We start from the raw sequence: 16,346 nt of genomic DNA, 5'->3' as shown, positions 1-16,346 counted from the left end.
TTTCACACGGCCAGCGCCGGCTGGATCGCCGGCCCGGGGACGGCCACCGGCGTGCCGGCCGGGGTGAGCAGCGCCCGCGCGGCCACCGCCAGCCGCCGCGGCACGGGTACCCGGGCCCGCCGCGCGAAGACGTCGTAGCCCTGGGCGGCCACCTCGTCGAGGATCCCGCCGTAGAGCTCGTACGCGGTGCGCATGCAGGCCTGCGAGGCGGCGGTGAGCAGGGGGATGCCCGGCGCGGCCGCCGCGTAGTGGGCCTGGGCGCGGGCCACCGCGTACTTGATCAGCTCGCGGATCTGCGGCGTGCTGTGCCCGACCGCCCGGGCGGCGAGCAGGTCGGCGCGGGTGACGTCGAACATCGCCAGGTGCTCGTCGGGGAGGTAGGTCCGGCCCCGGTCCAGGTCCTCCGCGACGTCCCGGATGAAGTTGGTGAGCTGGAACGCCAGGCCGAGCTGGCGGGCCGGTTCCCGGGCGGCGACCGGGTCGGAGCTGCCCAGGATCGGCAGCATCATGGTGCCGATGACGGCGGCCGAGCCCTCCATGTAGTCGAGCAGGTCGGCATAGGTCGGGTACCCGGTGACCGTCAGGTCCATCGCCATGCTGCGCAGGAACGACGCGAAGTCGGCGGGGTCCAGCTCGAAGATGGCGATGGTGTGCAGCACCGCGGGGAGCAGCGGGTCGTCGACCGGCTCCCCGCGCAGTCCGGCGGCGAAGCGGTCGGACCAGGCGGCGAGCCGGGCGGCGCGCTCGGCCGGTGTCAGGTCCTCGGTCGAGTCGACGATCTCGTCGGCGTACCGGGTGAATCCGTAGAGGGCGTGCACGTGCCGCCGTTTCCAAGCGGGCAGCAGGCGGGTGGCGAGATAGTAGGTCCGACCGTGACGTCGGTGCAGCTCACGACAACGGTCGTAGGCCGCGGCGAGATCGGCGTCCACCAGCCCTCCTCATATCGACGCATCAATCGACGCAACTCGTAGCCTAAGGTACGCTCGCCGACATGGCCAACGACGCAATGGCGTCGAGACCGACGCAGCGGTGAGGGAGGTGGGCACATGCGGAGCGTGACCGGACGAACCGACCGGGTGGTGGTCGTCGGCGCCGGCCTGGGCGGGCTGGCCTGCGCGCTGCACCTGGCCGGACAGGGCCGGGAGGTGACCGTCCTGGAACGCGAGGCGGTGCCGGGCGGACGCGCCGGGCGGCTCGCCGTCGACGGGTACGAGTTCGACACCGGCCCGACCGTGCTCACCATGCCGGAACTGATCGCCGAGGCGCTCGGCGCGGTCGGCGAGGAGTTGACCGACTGGCTCGACCTGACCCCGCTGGACCCGGCGTACCGGGCGTACTACCCGGACGGGTCGACGCTCGACGTGATCACCGACACCACCCGGATGGCCGCCGAGATCGCCCGGGTCTGCGGCCCCCGCGAGGCCGACGGCTACCTGCGGTTCGTCGACTACGCCCGGAACCTGTGGCAGTGGGAGCGGGCCGACTTCATCGAGCGCAACCTGGACGCGCCGACCGACCTGCTCACCGTCAACCTGGTGAAGCTGCTGGCCAACGGGGCGTTCCGCCGACTCCAGACGAAGATCAACCAGTTCTTCCGCGACCCGCGTACCCAGCGGATCTTCTCCTTCCAGGCGATGTACGCCGGCCTCGCGCCACACGACGCGCTGGCCATCTATGCGGTCATCGCGTACCTCGACTCGGTGGCCGGGGTGTCCTTCCCGCGCGGCGGCATCCACGCGGTCTCCCGCGCGATGGCCGGCGCGGCGGAGAAGCACGGCGTGCAGATCCGGTACGCGACCACGGTGAGCCGGGTGGAGACCGCCGGCGTCCGGGCCACCGGGGTGGTGACCACCGACGGCGAGTTCGTCCCCGCGGACGTCGTGGTGCTCAACCCCGACCTGCCGGTCGCCTACCGGGACCTGCTGCCCGCCGACCGGCAGCGGCGGCTCACCTACTCGCCCTCCTGCGTGGTGCTGCACGTCGGTTCGAGGCAGGGCTATGCGAAGATCGCCCACCACAACATCCACTTCGGGCGGTCCTGGAAGGGCACGTTCGACGAGGTGATCCGGCGAGGCGAGCTGATGACCGACCCGTCGCTGCTGGTGACGAACCCGAGCCGGACCGACCCGTCGGTGGCCCCGATCGGGCGGCACACCTACTACGTACTCGCCCCGGTGCCGAACCTCGACCGGGCGCCCCTCGACTGGCGCGGCGACCTGACCCGCCGGTACGCCGACCAGCTCGTCGAGACCCTGGAGCAGCGGGGCTACGTCGGCTTCGGGGCCGGGATCGAAGTGCTGCACACCATCACCCCGGCCGAGTGGGCGGAGCAGGGCATGGCCGCCGGCACCCCGTTCGCCGCCGCGCACAACCTTTTCCAGACCGGGCCGTTCCGCCCGACCAACCTGCACCGGACGCTCGGCAACGTGGTCTTCGTCGGCTCCGGCACGCAACCCGGGGTGGGGGTGCCCATGGTCCTGATCAGCGGCAAGCTCGCCGCCGCGCGTATCACCGGAGCCGGTCGGTGAGCGCGTGGCGCGACGCGGCCCCGAACGAAAGGCCGGTCCCGTGACGTCCCGCGAAGAACACCTGGTCGAGTTGGTCGACGACGCCGGGCACGCGCTCGGCGAGGCCACCGTGGCCGCCGCCCACCAGCCGCCCGGTCGGCTGCACCGGGCGTTCTCGGTGCTGCTGGTCGACCCGGACGGGCGGATCCTGCTCCAGCAGCGGGCCGCCGTGAAGACGCGGTTCCCGCTGCGCTGGGCCAACTCCTGCTGCGGTCACCCGCTGCCCGGCCAGTCGCTGGCCGAGGCCGCCAACCGACGGCTGGCCGAGGAACTGGGCGTCGACCCGGTCGACCTCACCGAGGTCGGGGTGTACGTCTACTACGCCGAGGACCCGGCCACCGGCCGCGTCGAGTTCGAGTACGACCACGTGCTGCGCGCCGAGGTGCCCGCCGCTCTGCCCACCCGACCCGACCCCGAAGAGGTGGCCGGTCTGCGCTGGGTCGACCCGGGCGAGCTGACGGCCGACCTCGACGTCGACCCCCGCGCGTACGCGCCGTGGCTGGGCGGGGTGGTGAGCCGGCTGCTGCGGCCGGCGGCTCCTGTCGCCAGCCCGGCCCGTCCGGCGCCGGCCGATCAGGCACCGGAGCGGCCGGGTGGCCGATGAGGCGCTGAGCGCGGGGGCGGTCGCCCGCCGCCTGGGGGTCGCGGTCACCACCCTGCGCACCTGGCACCAGCGCTACGGCCTCGGTCCCAGTGAGCACCTACCGGGACACCACCGGCGCTACACGCCGGCGGACCTCGCCCGCCTGGAGATCATGCGGCGGCTCACCGTCGAGGGGGTGGCCCCGGCCGAGGCGGCCCGCTGGGCCCGGCAGGCGCCCGCGGTGGTCCCGCCCGACCTCGGCGCGCGACTCCGGCGACAGCGCCAGCCCGGCGGGTCTGACGCCGCGCGGCAACCCGCGGCCATCGCCCCGCGGGCCGCCCGGGACGGCGGCGGGACGACCATCCCGGTCGGCCGGGCCGGTCCGGTCGCCCGCGGGCTGGCCCGCGCCGCCATGCGGCTGGACTCGGTGGCGATCGGCGAGACGATCGCGCACGCCCTCGCCACCGACGGCGTGGTGGCGACCTGGGACGGGCTGCTCCGGCCGGTGCTTGCCGGGATCGGCGAACGGCACGCCGCCACTGCCGCGCTGATCGAGGTGGAACACCTGATGTCCCGGTGCGTCTCCGAGGCGCTCGCCGCGGCGGCCCGGTCGCACCCGACCGCCGGCCCACCCCCGATCCTGCTCTCCTGCGCCGACGAGGAACAGCACACGCTGCCGCTCGAGGCGTTGGGCGCCGCGCTCGCCGAGACAGGGGTGGGCTACCGGATGCTGGGGGCACGGGTGCCGGTGGCGGCCCTGCTCGAGGCGGTCGACCGGACCGGGCCGGCCGCCGTGGCGCTCTGGTCGCACACCCGGGCCACCGCCGGTCCGCACCAGCTCTCCGCGCTGCTCGCCGCCCCTCGCCGGCCGCTGCTGGTGCTCGCCGCCGGGCCGGGGTGGCAGGCCGACACGCTGCCGGCCGGCGTGGTACGGCCGGTGGACCTGACCGAGGCGGTCTCGCTGGCGGTGGCCGTACGGGACTCGCTGGAGCAGCCGACGGCGGGCTGACGCCCCCTCCCGGTTCGGCGCGCCGTCCACTACCGTCGGTAAGTCATACCCCGACCCCTCTTCGGGAGCGACGATGCGTTCACGCGCCGTGCTGGCGCTCACCCTCGGCCTGGTCCTGCTGGTGACCGGCTGCGGCAGCCCCGGCAAGCCCCCCGCCCAGGCGGGCAGCCCGCCGACGGCCTCGGCCACCCCAGCACCAGAGCCGAGCCCCACCCCGAAGCCCAAGCGCACCACCCCGCCGAAGCCGAAGCTGCGTCCGCTGCCCAAGACCCTGCCCGCCGGGCTGCAGCGCCGGAGCGGCACCCGGGAGATCGCACTGACCTTCGACGACGGGCCGGACCCCCGGTGGACGCCACAGATCCTGGACCAGTTGCGGGCGGCCCACGTCACGGCGACCTTCTGCCTGATCGGCACGCAGGCCCGCCGCCACCCGGCGCTGGTGGCACGGATCGTCCGGGAGGGCCACCAGCTCTGCAACCACAGCTGGCGGCACGACCTGAACCTCGGCCGGCGGCCGGTCGCGCAGATCCGGGCGGACCTGGTGCGCACCAACCAGGCCATCCGGGCCGCCGTGCCGGACGCCAAGATCAGCTGGTTCCGCCAGCCCGGCGGCCGGTGGACGCCGGAGGAGGTGACGGTCGCCCGCCAGCTCGGCATGCGCCCGCTGCACTGGACCGTCGACCCGCAGGACTGGGACCACCCGCCCGCCAAGACGATCATCAAGCGGGTGACGGCGGCGGCGCGCCCTGGCTCGATCGTGCTGATGCACGACGGAGGCGGCGACCGGCGCCAGACCATGGCGGCCTGCCGGCAGCTGATTCCCGACCTCAAGCGCCGGTACGGTCTCACCCCACCCCGCTGACCTGTGCTTCCGCCCGTCGTCACGGCCAGGGGCATACCGGTTTGGTCGACCGCCGAGGCATGGCATATGCTTCTCATGCCTCCGGCGGGGCCGGATGGGAGCAAGTCCGCTTGAAGTTGCGAGTGTGCAATGATGGCGGGGCCGCCCTCATCGTCTAGCGGCCCAGGACGCCGCCCTTTCAAGGCGGTAGCACGGGTTCGAATCCCGTTGGGGGCACGGTCCGGCTCAGGCCGGATGCAACACCAGCCAGGTCCTGTGGAGCAGTTGGAGTGCTCGCCGCCCTGTCAAGGCGGAGGTCGCGGGTTCAAGTCCCGTCAGGACCGCCAGCGCTGACGCCGCGCTCATCTGCGCGGCGTTCTGCGTATCGGACCATGCGGTAGCATGAGCCGAGCGGCACGGCCAGGTAGCTCAGTTGGTACGAGCGTCCGACTGAAAATCGGAAGGTCGGCGGTTCGACCCCGCCCCTGGCCACATAGCCTTTCGCCGGGCTACAGAGGTCCCCACCAGCGGAAACGTCGGTGGGGATCTTGCTGTTGGTATCCCGGCTGCATCGGTCGCCGTTGCCCGTGGTTGACCGCTCCTGGCTCGTGATCACCGCCACTTATCGCACGCAGATCGCACGCCGCCCCGCTTCTGCCGCCATCCCGTCCCCGCTGCCGGCTTCGGGGAATCGGCCTCGTTGTCGATCAAACGTAGACTTGCAGGCATGAAGCGCCCGCGTCTCCGGATGGCGCAGCTCGTAGGGCTCCTGCTCCTGCTTGCGTCGGGTGTCGGGGTGTGGCTGGGCTGGCCTGAAAAGGTCACGTCGCTACTTCTCGTCGCCGGGGGACTGGTGGCTCATGGTCCGACTGCCATTGCCGCTTGGCGGGAAAGGGAGTCCAAGCCGCCCAAGTCTGCGGAAGAGGTTCTGAGGTGGTACCCGAAGTGGTGGGCCTGACCGCGGGCCAACGATGCGAGCCGAGCCACTAGCTGCACGACGATGCACGGCGACCTCCGCCAACCTTCTGACCTGCGGAAATGCGGGTGCCTGAAAATCGGAAGGTCGGCGGTTCGACCGCGCCCCTGGCCACATAGCCTTTCGCCGGGCTACAACGGTCCTCACCTGCTGAATCGCCAGTGGGGACCGGTCGGCGTCTAGGCCAGATGGCCGTGTCCCTGCTGGCCGTGGTTGACCGCTTTCCCTCGTGATCACCGTCACTGATCGCACCTAGATGGCCTGGCAGTTTGCTTTCGGGAAATCTCGCTCCCAGTGTCGGGAAGCGGGCGCACTGTGAAGCTGCACAGCGAGGCATCAGCCGGTATGGTCCGGGCCTATGGGACAGGAGATGGCCGATCCGGATGAGGTTCGTCAGGAATTCGACCGGTTCACTCTCCGCAGCAGCCTTTTCGCCCCAGCCTCCGCCGCACGGGCGTTCGCGGTCTTCACCGGGTCGCTGGCCGACTGGTGGGTACGCGAATACACCTGGTCCGGGCCGGAGGCCCTGGCCGAACTGGGGATGGAGCCCCGGGCCGGCGGCATGCTCTACGAGATCGGCCCGTACGGCTTCCGCAGCGACTGGGGCCGGGTGCTGACCTGGGATCCACCCCGCCGGCTGGTCTTCACCTGGCAGATCGGGCCGGACCGGGTGGCGGTGCCGGACCCGACGCGGGCGAGCGAGGTCGAGGTCCTCTTCCAGCCGGAAGGGCCGGAGCTGACCCGGGTCGACGTCGAGCACCGCTACTTCGACCGGCACGGTGCGGCCGCCGAGGGTTACCGCGAGGCGCTCACCGCCGGCTGGCACGAACTCCTCTGCCGCTACCTGGCCACGGTCGCCCGCAACCCGGCCTGACCGGAGCGCTCCGCCGGTCCGGGCTCACCGCCGAACGTCTTACCTGAGCGGTGCACCCCCGCCGGTCCGGGCTCACCCCCCGATGCCCCGGGTCGCGGCGCCCCGGCCGGCCAGGCCGGTGCCCCCCAGGTCGGCCCGGCGACCCGCCGCCGCACCCGAGCCGAACCCGGTGCCGGCCAGCCGCCGGGCCGGCGCGGTACGCAGCCGGGGGTAGACCTCGGCGAGCCGGCGCTGGACCCGATCGGAGCGGTCGGCCAGCACCAGCGCCGCCGAGGGCGCGCCGGACTCGGCCACCGCGTCGGCTTCGGCCGCGCGCAGCCGCTCCGCCACCACCTGGGCGAAGCCGGCCAGCCAGGTACGCCGGAACGCGGCCGGATGCTCCCCGGCCGGTACGGCGGCACCGGCCAACCCGTGCGCGGCCTGCACCAGCAGCGAGGTGAAGAGCAGCTCGACCCGTTCCAGGTCGCTGGCGAAGCCGAACAGGTGCATCGCGAAGCCGCTGCCCTGCCGTCGTCGTACACAGCGGCAGCGCAGCGGGTCGGCGACCGCCGCGAGCAGGCCGGCCTTGTCCCGGGCGTACGGGGCGACGACCTCGACGACCCGGTCGCCGACCGGGTCGGTGGCCGGTTCCCGGGCGGCGAGCAGCGCCCGGTCCACGCCGTAGCGGGCGATCAGTTCGGTCGCCTTGGCCATGAACGCCGCCGCCTCGGCCGGCGTGCAGGCCGGGTCCTCGGCCTGGGCGAGCAGCTTGCGGACCTTGCTCAGCATCGCCTCGGACATGCCCCCAGAGCTACCACAGTGGCGGGACCGGTCGGGATGCGCCGGGCCCGGCGCGCTGGCCGTGCCGGGCCGACCCGCAGCGCCGGCCCTGAGCCGTGGAGCCGGCGGTCAGCCCGCCCGGCTGCGCAGCGTGGCGACCGTCGACCCGGCCAGGGTGAGCAGGCAGTCCGGCAGCAGCCCGTCGGCGACCGCGGCGCCGAAGAGCGCCTCCCCGGTGTCGTCGTCGTCGTTGGCGTACGCGCTGACGAAGCGGGCCACCCAGCGGGTGTCGTAGTCGGCCTGGTCGATCCCGGGGAAGTCGAGCGCGCAGCCGCCCGCCGGGGCGTCGTCACCGACCATCGTGGCGGCCAGGCACCACGCCACCCCGTACGCCCCGGCCAGCCCGGAGCGGTCCACCACGGCATCGAAGGTGCCCACCACCGCGTCGCCGTCACCGGCCAGCGCCGAGCGGAGCACCGCGGTCGCGTCGTCCAGCGTCTGCTGTGCTTCGTCGGTCACCTGCCGAACAGTAGGACCGACGGTCAAGCCGTGACCCCGAAACGGCCCAGCCATCACGGTCCGTGATATCCGCAGTCGGGCTGCCGACGGAGCCACCTCCACGGTCCCGCGGGCCGCCCCGGCACGCTAATGTGCGCAGCGGACCTTCGCCGGAGGAAGGACGACAATGCTCGTATCACGCGCGTCGCGCGCGGCCATTTCCGTGGCCTGCGCGGCGCTCCTGCTCGCCACCAGCGCCTGCGGGAGCGACCAGCCCGAGGAGGCGAACACCACCACCCAGGTGCGCCTCTACGGCACCGACGGCAACATGCAGAACTCGTACGCGGCCGAACTGAAGGACCGGGCGAGCCTTCTGAACGGCATGAAGGGCACAATTCCGCTCACGCAACTGCCGGAGAGCTTCAAGGAACGGCTACGGACCGTAGACCCGAAGCTGACCGACTACCTCTACTCGGCCGAGACGTACGACGCGGTGGTGATCAGCGCGCTGGCCGCCCAGCTCGCCGGCTCCACCCAGCCCGCCGAGATCGCCAAGCAGATCGTCGGGGTGACCAACGGCGGGCAGCGCTGCGAGGACCCGGCGACCTGTCTGCGGCTCGCCCGCGCCGGCCAGGACATCGAGTATCGCGGGGTGTCGCTGACCCGGGCCGGGTTCACCGACGCCGGCGAGCCGGCCACCGCCAGCTACGCCACCCTGCACTTCGACCACGAGCGGATCAACGACGGCAAGACCGAGTTCGTGGGCGCCGGTGACGAGTCGGGGGCGAGCACCAAGGCCCCGCCGCCGGGGAAGAAGCAGCGCGGCAAGCCGGGCAAGGGGGACACGCCGCTGATCATCGGCGGTCTGCTGCCGAAGACCGGTGACCTGGCCCTGGCGTACCCGCCGCTGGCCGCCGGCGCGGCGCTCGCCATCAAGGACATCAACGCCGCCGAGGGCGTGCTGGGCCAGCCGGTGATGTGGATCGACGGCGACGACGGCACCAACCCCGAGGTCGCGAAGGCGGCGGTGGCGTCGCACGTGCAGAAGGGCGTCCAGGTCATCATCGGTGCGGCCGCGTCCGGCATCTCCCGGGCCGTGCTGCCCGACGTGGTGGCCGCCGGCCGGATCCTCTTCTCCTCGTCGAACACCGACGCCGGGCTCACCACGATCGACGACAAGGGGCTTTACTTCCGCACCGCCCCGTCGGACATCCTCCAGGGCCGGGCCCTGGCCGACGTGATCATGCGGGACGGCCCGCACAAGGTCGCCATCGTGGCCCGCAAGGACTCCTACGGCGAGGGCCTGCAGGAGAACGTCCGCGCCGAGCTGGAGCGGGCCGGTCTGGGCGGCGACCAGGTCAAGCTGCTCACGTACCCGCTGCCGGCCGACGGGCAGACGGTGGACTTCTCGGCCGGCGCCAGGGAGATAAGGGACTACGGGGCGGACGCCGTGCTGATCATCGGCTTCGGCGAGTCGTTGCAGGTGATCACCACGCTGGCCGATGCCGGAGTACCGATCCAGCACTGAACGCGACGACGAGGGCTGCACCGGTTCGCCCGGTGCGGCCCTCGTCGCATGTCCGGACCGGTCAGCGGGACCGGCGCCGCTCCAGGAACTCGGTCATCCGCCGGTGCTTCTCCTCGTCCTCGAAGAGCACCGCCTGGCTGAGCAGGTCCAGCTGCGGGTGGGCGGCGGGCGGGGCGTCCACGGCCAGCTTGGTCAGCCGCAGCGCCAGCGCCGAACCCTTCGCGATCTCGTCGAGCAGGCCGTGCGCGGTGGGCAGCAGTTCCGCCGGCTCGGTCACCACCCGGTTGACCAGCCCGATCCGCAGGGCCTCGTCGGCGTCCACCCGGCGGCCGGTGAAGAGCAGCTCCTTGGCCCGGGCCTCCCCGACCAGCGCCGGCAGGCGGTAGGTCGCGCCGGCGCCGGCCAGGATGCCCAACCGCACCTCGGGCTGGCCGAACACCGCGCGCGCCGTGCACACCCGCAGGTCGCAGGCGTACGCCAGCTCGGCGCCCCCACCCAGCGCGGGGCCGTCCACGGCCGCCACGGTCGGCATCGGGAGCGCCCGAATCCGGGCGAAGGCGGCCTGGTTGATGGCGGCCAGGGCGTCCAGCCGGCCGCGCTCGCGGAGTTGGCCGATGTCCGCCCCGCCGGCGAAGATGCCCTCCGCCCCGCCGGTGAGCAGCAGCAGTCGGGGCCGCTCCTCCAGCTCGGCGCAGACCGCGTGCAACTCGGCGATCAGGTCGGCGTCGATGGCGTTGCGCTTCTCCGGCCGGTCCAGCGTCACCACCAGCCGATCCGGCAGTTCCTCGATCCGCAGCCCGCTCACGCCTGCGCCTCCCTACGGTCGGCGCCGGCGTGAGGCTTCATGGCGCTGAGCTTGATGGTTCGCTCGCTACGCTCGCTCACTGCTTGACCCCGCCTTCCCACGTGTAGAAGCCCTGGCCGGACTTCTTGCCCAGCTTCCCGGCGGCCACCATCTCCACCAGCAGCGGCGGCGGCGCGAACCGGTCCCCGTACGCGGCCTGGAGGGTGCGGGCGATGTCGAGGCGGACGTCCAGCCCGACCAGGTCGGTCAGCTCCAGCGGGCCGACCGGGTGCCGGTAGCCGAGCACCATCGCCTTGTCGATGTCGGCGGGGCTGGCCACCCCGTCCGCGACCATCCGGATCGCCTCCAGCCCGAGGGTGACCCCGAGCCGGGAGGTGGCGAAGCCGGGCATGTCGCGTACGACGACGGGGTCCTTGCCCAGCCGCCCGGCGAGCGCGACCGCCGCCTCGGTGGTTCCCGGCGCGGTGGCCGGGCCGACCACGATCTCCAGCAGCGCCATCGCCCAGACCGGGTTGAAGAAGTGCAACCCGACGAAGTCCGCCGGCCGGTCCAGCCCGTCGGCCAGGTCGGCGATCGGGATGCTGGACGTGTTGCTGCCGAGCAGGGCGGGACGCCGCGCCTCGGCCTCCCGCAGCACCGACCGTTTGAGGTCGAGCCGCTCCGGGACCGCCTCGACGATCACGTCGGGCCCCTCGGCGACCTCGGCCAACCCGGCCCGCAGGGTGACCCGCGCCCGGTTCGCCGTCGCCTCCTCGGCGGTCAGCTTGCCGCGTTGCACCCCGCGCTCCCACAGCTCGCCGAGGCGCTGCACGGCGGCCGCCCCGCGGGGCGGATCCACCTCGACCAGCTCCACCGCGTAACCGGCGCCGGCCGCCACGTACGCGATGCCGAGGCCCATGGTGCCGGCCCCGACGACCACAAAACGACGACTCATGACGTCCCCTCGCCGCGTGCGGCGGCGCGCGGGGTCCCCGCCGCGCCGGCCCGCATGCTCCGCTCGTTCCTGGGTGCGACCCTATGCAGGGCCGGCCCGGGCGGTGTGCGTGGGGGCGCGCCGGATCGGGTACGACGGCCGTCGAAGCCGACACGGAAGGACCGACATGAGCCAGGCACCGGAGAGCGCGGAGAACCCGGAGACCGTGGAGACCCGCGGCGACGAGCGGGTGGACCTGCTCCGCGCGGACACCAACAACGACGGCCGGACCGACGTGTGGGTGGTGGACACCGACGGCGACGGGAAGGCCGACCTGTTCCAGTTCGACACCGACGGTGACGGCGAGGTGGACATCACCATGGTCGACATCGACGAGGACGGCACCCCGGACGAGGTGGTCGACGGGGACGGTGGCCTCCCGCCGGAGCAGCACTCCCCGACCGTCCAGGTGTGAGCGAGACGGAGGGCCCCTGGTCAACGCCCTCGGCGGCGGCGACGCAGGGGCCCTTCCCACCTCGGGGCCCGCGCTCAGGTCAGCTTCAGCGTGGCCAGATAGTACGGGTGGTCCCGGTCGTCCACGTCGACCAGTCGCCACGGCGAGCCGTGGACCAGCTCGGCCAGCTCGTCGACCGAGCACACCAGATAGTCGAACCACTCCGTGCCGAGCAGCCGGTAGCGCAGCCGCAGCCGGAGCTGGCCGCCGAACCGGCCCCGCTGCCGGTTGCGCTCGTGGTAGCTCGTGTGCACCGGGTCGGTGGTGCCGTACGGGTCGGTGCCGTGCGCGATGACCTGGGCGCCGGGCCGGGCCAGCGCGGCGAGCGCGGCCAGGAACCCGGGTGCCCGCTCCCGTCCCTCGATCAGCCCGAGGTTGTTGCCGAGCAGCAGGAATGTGTCGTACCGGCGGCCGTCGGCGACGTGCTCGTCGATCGTGCCGTGCACCAGGTCGCGTACGCCCCGGTGGCGGCAGACCCGCAACGCCCCGACCGAGGTGTCCAGCCCGGTGACCGGGACCCCGCGCTGCTGCAGGTGCAGGGCGATCCGGCCGCCACCGACGCCCACGTCCAGCGCGTGCCCGCGCACCCGCTCCACGGCCCGGTGGTCGTACGGCTGCCACGCCTCTGGCGGGTCCAGGTAGTGCCCGGCGGGGGCGCCGTTGACCAGGCCGTCGTCCCGCTCGATGATCTCGATGACCGGTCGGGGCAGCCGCCCGCCGACAAGGGGCCGGGGTCCGACCCCGGTGGCGACCGCGTACGCGTCGCGGATCATCTCGCCGAACACGTCGCCGATCGTGGGTTTCCCGGTCACGGCGATCACGCTATCCGGGCTCGGCCGGGCTGTCGCGGCCGTATCCTGGGCGGCGTGACCGACCTGGACCGCCTGGCGGCGGAGAAGTACGTGCTGCTCACGACGTTCCGCAAGGACGGCCGGGGAGTGGCGACGCCGGTCTGGGCGGTGCGGGACGGGGACGCGCTGGCGGTGTGGACGGCGTCGGACTCCGGCAAGGTCAAGCGGATCCGGCGGGACGGCCGGGTGACCGTGGCGCCGTGCGACGTTCGCGGCCGGCCGCACGGCGAGGCGCTACCGGGGCACGCGGCGATCTGCGATCTGGTCGGCACCCAACGGATCCGCGGACTGCTGAAGCACAAGTACCGCATGATCGGGCGGCTCAGCCTGCTGGGCAGCCGGCTGCGCCGTGGAGAGCGCGGCACGGTGGGGCTGCGCGTCGTGCTGGACGAGTGAACCCCGGACACGATTAAGGGCGGCGGATCGCCGCTCGCGCGTACGTCCGGCCGCCCCTGATCGGAACGCCTGAGAAAGTCCGGGTGGTCAGTCCCCCTGGCGCTGCTGGGGAATCTGCCCCTGCAGCAGGGCCCGGACCTCCGATTCGCGGTAGCGGCGGTGGCCGCCCAGGGTCCGGATCGCGCTAAGCTTGCCAGCCTTGGCCCACCGGGTCACCGTCTTCGGGTCGACACGGAACATCGACGCCACCTCGGCCGGTGTGAGTAGCGGCTCTGGTTCATGCGTTCGCGATGCCATCGGGGTCACTCCTCCACATGTATAGACATCGGCCGGGGTCCCGCCGGCCGACGCGTCTCCCATGGTCCGGCTAGTCCCCGATGTCCGACATGGGCCGAACGGCTGAAGGTCCCTAGACGGACGGATGAACCATGCCCGATTTTTACGACTTTTACGCCGCAGAAAGTACCTTATTAGGACTCATGATCACGGTTCGTGATGCGTCAACTACGAGACACTCTCGCATCGAGAGGTCTCTATCGGGCAATTCGGGCTAGTTGCAGCGCTCCAGCAGCTGCACCGCCCGCCACCGGGCGACCAGCTTGTCGTACGCCGCCGACGCCTCCTCCGCCTCGCCCCGGGAGAGCCCGGCCAGCCCGGTCGCGACCAGCTCGGTCGAGTCGTCGGCGGCCAGCGTCTCGTCCGGCAGCAGCTGCACCAGCCCGCCGTAGTCCAGCTCCACCACCGAGCGCGGGTGGAACTCCTCCAGCCAGCGGGCGGCCTCCTCGACCGCCTCGGTGATCGGGGCGTCCCCGACCGACTTGCGCAGCACCGACAGCGCTCGGGACGACCGGCGGCGCGCCTTGGAGATCTCCGTCCGGTAGCGCAGCGCGCGCCGGTCCGGCTCGGTCACCAACTGCCGTTCCTGCCGGTCGAAGAGCACGAACCAGCGCAGCGGCACCCCCCAGGTGGCGATCTGCTCGTGCACCCGCGGCACCCCGTGCTCCAGCACCCGCGCCCCGCTGCGCCAGTCCTCCACCACCGCCTTGGCCTGCCCGGCCAGGGTGGGCGGGACGAACGCGTCGGCCAGCACCGACGGCACCCCGTCCCGGGCGCTCAGCGCCGCCTCCGCCACCCGGATCCGCAGGTTCCACGGGCAGACCAGCAGCGTGTCGTCGGTCTCCAGCACGTACGCCTCGTCCGGCAGGTCGGGCAGCCGGGTCCAGCCCGCACCGAGCGCCTCGATCACCGCGGTGCGCTGCCGGACCGGGCCCTCCAGCGGAGCGACCGCCCGGCCCTCGCTGACGTACCGGCGCCAGAACGACTGGCGGTCCCGATCGAAAGCGGTCAGCGGCTCGTACACCCGCAGGTAAGAAGCGAAGAGCGACGGCACGGGGCGATCCTCCCACGAGACGGGACCCCCGCGTCGCCGGCGTGACGGGGGGCCGTGACGTGCACGACAGTACGGTTCCGGCCGATATTAGGCTCTGCAGCACCGGCAGCATCCCGCCGGCACGCCACCAGGTCCGCGCCCCACAAGGACGCACACCGACACAGGAGTCAGCAATGGGCGTATTCGCCAGCACCGACGACCCCGGATCCACCGGCCACGAACAGGTCGTGTTCTGCCAGGACACGCAGTCCGGCCTCAAGGCGATCATCGGGATCTACTCCACCGCGTTGGGCCCCGCGCTCGGCGGCACGCGGTTCTACCCGTACGCCAGCGAGGAGGAGGCCCTCGCCGACGTGCTCGACCTCTCCCGCGGCATGGCCTACAAGAACGCCCTGGCCGGCCTCGACCTCGGTGGCGGCAAGGCCGTCATCTGGGGCGACCCGGAGCAGATCAAGAGCGAGGCGCTGCTGCGCGCGTACGGCCGCTTCGTGGAGTCCCTCGGCGGGCGCTACTACACCGCCTGCGATGTCGGCACCTACGTCGCCGACATGGACGTGATCGCCCGGGAGACCCGGTACGTCACCGGACGCAGCGTGGAGCACGGCGGTGCGGGCGACTCCTCCATCCTGACCGCCTGGGGTGTCTTCCAGGGCATGCGGGCCGCCGCCGAGCACGTCTGGGGTGCCCCGACGCTGGCCGGGCGCCGGGTCGGCGTGGCCGGCCTGGGCAAGGTCGGCAAGTACCTGACCGGGCACCTGCTGGGCGACGGGGCCGAGGTCGTGGCGACCGACGTCAACCCGAAGGCCCTCGAGTGGGTGCGCACCACCCACCCGCAGGTCGAGCTGGTCGACGACACCGCCGCGCTGATCGCCTCCGACATCGACGTGTACGCCCCGTGTGCGCTGGGCGGCGCCCTGAACGACGACACGGTGCCGGTGCTGCGGGCCAAGCTGGTCACCGGCGCGGCGAACAACCAGCTCGCCCACTCGGGCATCGAAAAGGTCCTCGCCGACCGGGGCATCCTCTACACCCCCGACTACGTGGTCAACGCCGGCGGCGTGATCCAGGTCGCCGACGAGATCGAGGGCTTCAACTTCGAGCGGGCGAAGCTGCGGGCGACCCGGATCTACGACACCACCCGGGAGATCCTGCGGCTCGCCGACGACGAGGGCGTGCCGCCGGCGGTGGCCGCGGACCGGCTCGCCGAGCGGCGGATGGCCGAGGTCGGCCGGCTGCGGACGATCCACCTGCGGTGAACATCACGCCGGGCGGGGCACCGCTCCGTCCCCGGCGTGCGGGGCTGACCTCGCCGGCGTTAAGCTGGAAATTAGGCAGCTTCGCGACGGTTTGTCCAGTGTCACGGCCGGTCACGGTGTCCGCTCCTTACCGGGTACAATTTGTGACGGCCGGAACACTGCGACGCGCAGGGCCGGCTGAAGGTAACCCGAGGTGCCGAACGGCGGCATCCCCATGTACCGTAAGAGCCACGAGAGATGCCTGACGTCATCGGGGCCCGCCTTCGGGCTGCCCCGCATTCTGTGCGAGGGGGTCGAGCCATGGGGCGCGGCCGTGCTAAGGCCAAGCAGACAAAGGTGGCCCGGGAGTTGAAGTACCACTCCCCGAACACCGACCTCGCCGCCTTGCAGCGAGAACTCGGCGGCAGCGGCAAGTCGGACCACGACTTCGACGACGACTACAAAGAGTATGTCGACGACGATGACGAGGACCACGCGGACGACGACCCGGACACCTGGGCCCGTCCGACCCGCTGACCTCCGGTCACATCTGAGCACGCGGTAGCCCCCGCGTGCTCACGCATGTGCTCAGCGGAAGCCGGCGTAC

General features: G+C 72.6%; 18 protein-coding genes and 3 tRNA genes. 13 read left to right on the top strand and 8 right to left on the bottom strand.

What is annotated here, in order from left to right; all coding sequences use genetic code 11:
- Positions 1-2 precede the first annotated feature (2 nt).
- Positions 3-929: a phytoene/squalene synthase family protein gene (locus tag ACFYM6_RS02065; RefSeq protein WP_387271356.1), complete on the bottom strand. Its 927-nt coding sequence runs from the start codon at positions 927-929 to the stop codon at positions 3-5.
- A gap of 117 nt (positions 930-1,046) precedes the next feature.
- On the opposite strand from ACFYM6_RS02065, the gene crtI reads away from it, so the two are divergent.
- The 8 genes from crtI to ACFYM6_RS02025 all read left to right on the top strand — a co-directional run bounded on the left by crtI (position 1,047) and on the right by ACFYM6_RS02025 (position 6,850).
- Complete coding sequence (gene crtI, locus ACFYM6_RS02060) at positions 1,047-2,528, top strand: phytoene desaturase family protein (RefSeq protein ID WP_387271354.1); 1,482 nt, start codon at positions 1,047-1,049, stop codon at positions 2,526-2,528.
- Between the two features lie 40 nt (positions 2,529-2,568).
- Complete coding sequence (idi, locus tag ACFYM6_RS02055; RefSeq protein ID WP_387271353.1) at positions 2,569-3,171, top strand: isopentenyl-diphosphate Delta-isomerase; 603 nt, start codon at positions 2,569-2,571, stop codon at positions 3,169-3,171.
- Positions 3,161-4,159 carry a MerR family transcriptional regulator gene (locus ACFYM6_RS02050; protein ID WP_387271351.1) on the top strand — a complete coding sequence of 333 codons (999 nt, stop codon included), beginning with the start codon at positions 3,161-3,163 and terminating at the stop codon, positions 4,157-4,159. The genes idi and ACFYM6_RS02050 overlap by 11 nt, the downstream gene beginning before the upstream one ends.
- A gap of 73 nt (positions 4,160-4,232) precedes the next feature.
- A complete protein-coding gene (locus ACFYM6_RS02045) occupies positions 4,233-5,021 on the top strand; it encodes a polysaccharide deacetylase family protein (RefSeq protein WP_387271349.1) in 789 nt (262 codons plus the stop codon).
- 143 nt (positions 5,022-5,164) lie between these two features.
- Positions 5,165-5,237 (top strand) — tRNA-Glu (locus ACFYM6_RS02040).
- Between the two features lie 33 nt (positions 5,238-5,270).
- Positions 5,271-5,347: transfer RNA gene (locus ACFYM6_RS02035), tRNA-Asp, on the top strand.
- Between the two features lie 71 nt (positions 5,348-5,418).
- Positions 5,419-5,492: transfer RNA gene (locus ACFYM6_RS02030), tRNA-Phe, on the top strand.
- An 842-nt stretch (positions 5,493-6,334) separates the two neighbouring features.
- Positions 6,335-6,850: an SRPBCC family protein gene (locus ACFYM6_RS02025; protein WP_387271347.1), complete on the top strand. Its 516-nt coding sequence runs from the start codon at positions 6,335-6,337 to the stop codon at positions 6,848-6,850.
- 72 nt (positions 6,851-6,922) lie between these two features.
- Here ACFYM6_RS02025 and ACFYM6_RS02020 read toward each other — a convergent pair whose 3' ends face one another.
- Positions 6,923-7,630 carry a DUF2786 domain-containing protein gene (locus tag ACFYM6_RS02020; RefSeq protein WP_387271346.1) on the bottom strand — a complete coding sequence of 236 codons (708 nt, stop codon included), beginning with the start codon at positions 7,628-7,630 and terminating at the stop codon, positions 6,923-6,925.
- A 108-nt stretch (positions 7,631-7,738) separates the two neighbouring features.
- Positions 7,739-8,128 (bottom strand): hypothetical protein, encoded by a 390-nt coding sequence (locus ACFYM6_RS02015; RefSeq protein WP_387271344.1) that lies wholly within the window; start codon positions 8,126-8,128, stop codon positions 7,739-7,741.
- A gap of 166 nt (positions 8,129-8,294) precedes the next feature.
- Between ACFYM6_RS02015 and ACFYM6_RS02010 the strand changes: the two genes are divergently transcribed.
- The gene (locus ACFYM6_RS02010; RefSeq protein WP_387271342.1) at positions 8,295-9,635 is read left to right on the top strand and encodes an ABC transporter substrate-binding protein; all 1,341 of its coding nucleotides are present in this window, start codon (positions 8,295-8,297) and stop codon (positions 9,633-9,635) included.
- 61 nt (positions 9,636-9,696) lie between these two features.
- Here the strand turns inward: ACFYM6_RS02010 and ACFYM6_RS02005 are convergent, their stop codons facing one another.
- Both ACFYM6_RS02005 and ACFYM6_RS02000 read right to left on the bottom strand, forming a co-directional pair.
- Entirely contained in the window at positions 9,697-10,440 is a 744-nt protein-coding gene (locus ACFYM6_RS02005; protein ID WP_387271341.1) for an enoyl-CoA hydratase/isomerase family protein, read from the bottom strand.
- Positions 10,441-10,516: 76 nt separating this feature from the next.
- On the bottom strand, positions 10,517-11,374 hold the full coding sequence (locus tag ACFYM6_RS02000) for a 3-hydroxyacyl-CoA dehydrogenase family protein (RefSeq protein ID WP_387271339.1): 858 nt from the start codon (positions 11,372-11,374) through the stop codon (positions 10,517-10,519).
- Positions 11,375-11,540: 166 nt separating this feature from the next.
- Between ACFYM6_RS02000 and ACFYM6_RS01995 the strand changes: the two genes are divergently transcribed.
- Positions 11,541-11,828, top strand: a complete 288-nt coding sequence (locus tag ACFYM6_RS01995) for a hypothetical protein (RefSeq protein ID WP_387271337.1) — start codon at positions 11,541-11,543, stop codon at positions 11,826-11,828.
- Positions 11,829-11,902: 74 nt separating this feature from the next.
- Here the strand turns inward: ACFYM6_RS01995 and ACFYM6_RS01990 are convergent, their stop codons facing one another.
- Positions 11,903-12,679 (bottom strand): class I SAM-dependent methyltransferase, encoded by a 777-nt coding sequence (locus tag ACFYM6_RS01990; protein ID WP_387271335.1) that lies wholly within the window; start codon positions 12,677-12,679, stop codon positions 11,903-11,905.
- 54 nt (positions 12,680-12,733) lie between these two features.
- Between ACFYM6_RS01990 and ACFYM6_RS01985 the strand changes: the two genes are divergently transcribed.
- Entirely contained in the window at positions 12,734-13,114 is a 381-nt protein-coding gene (locus tag ACFYM6_RS01985) for a PPOX class F420-dependent oxidoreductase (protein ID WP_073834992.1), read from the top strand.
- Positions 13,115-13,201: 87 nt separating this feature from the next.
- On the opposite strand, the gene ACFYM6_RS01980 is transcribed toward ACFYM6_RS01985, so the two are convergent.
- A complete protein-coding gene (locus tag ACFYM6_RS01980; RefSeq protein ID WP_007073996.1) occupies positions 13,202-13,411 on the bottom strand; it encodes a BldC family transcriptional regulator in 210 nt (69 codons plus the stop codon).
- Positions 13,412-13,664: 253 nt separating this feature from the next.
- The gene (locus tag ACFYM6_RS01975; protein ID WP_357434596.1) at positions 13,665-14,504 is read right to left on the bottom strand and encodes a hypothetical protein; all 840 of its coding nucleotides are present in this window, start codon (positions 14,502-14,504) and stop codon (positions 13,665-13,667) included.
- Between the two features lie 173 nt (positions 14,505-14,677).
- Between ACFYM6_RS01975 and ACFYM6_RS01970 the strand changes: the two genes are divergently transcribed.
- Both ACFYM6_RS01970 and ACFYM6_RS01965 read left to right on the top strand, forming a co-directional pair.
- Positions 14,678-15,760, top strand: coding sequence for a Glu/Leu/Phe/Val dehydrogenase (locus tag ACFYM6_RS01970; protein WP_387271332.1), 1,083 nt, complete (start codon positions 14,678-14,680; stop codon positions 15,758-15,760).
- A 300-nt stretch (positions 15,761-16,060) separates the two neighbouring features.
- A complete protein-coding gene (locus ACFYM6_RS01965; protein WP_073834995.1) occupies positions 16,061-16,276 on the top strand; it encodes a DUF3073 domain-containing protein in 216 nt (71 codons plus the stop codon).
- Positions 16,277-16,346 lie beyond the last annotated feature (70 nt).

This window comes from Micromonospora sp. NPDC006431, assembly GCF_042870725.1.
Lineage (GTDB): Bacteria > Actinomycetota > Actinomycetes > Mycobacteriales > Micromonosporaceae > Micromonospora.
The sequence above is the reverse complement of the archived record's forward strand: the minus strand, read 5'-3'. Positions and strand labels throughout refer to the sequence as shown.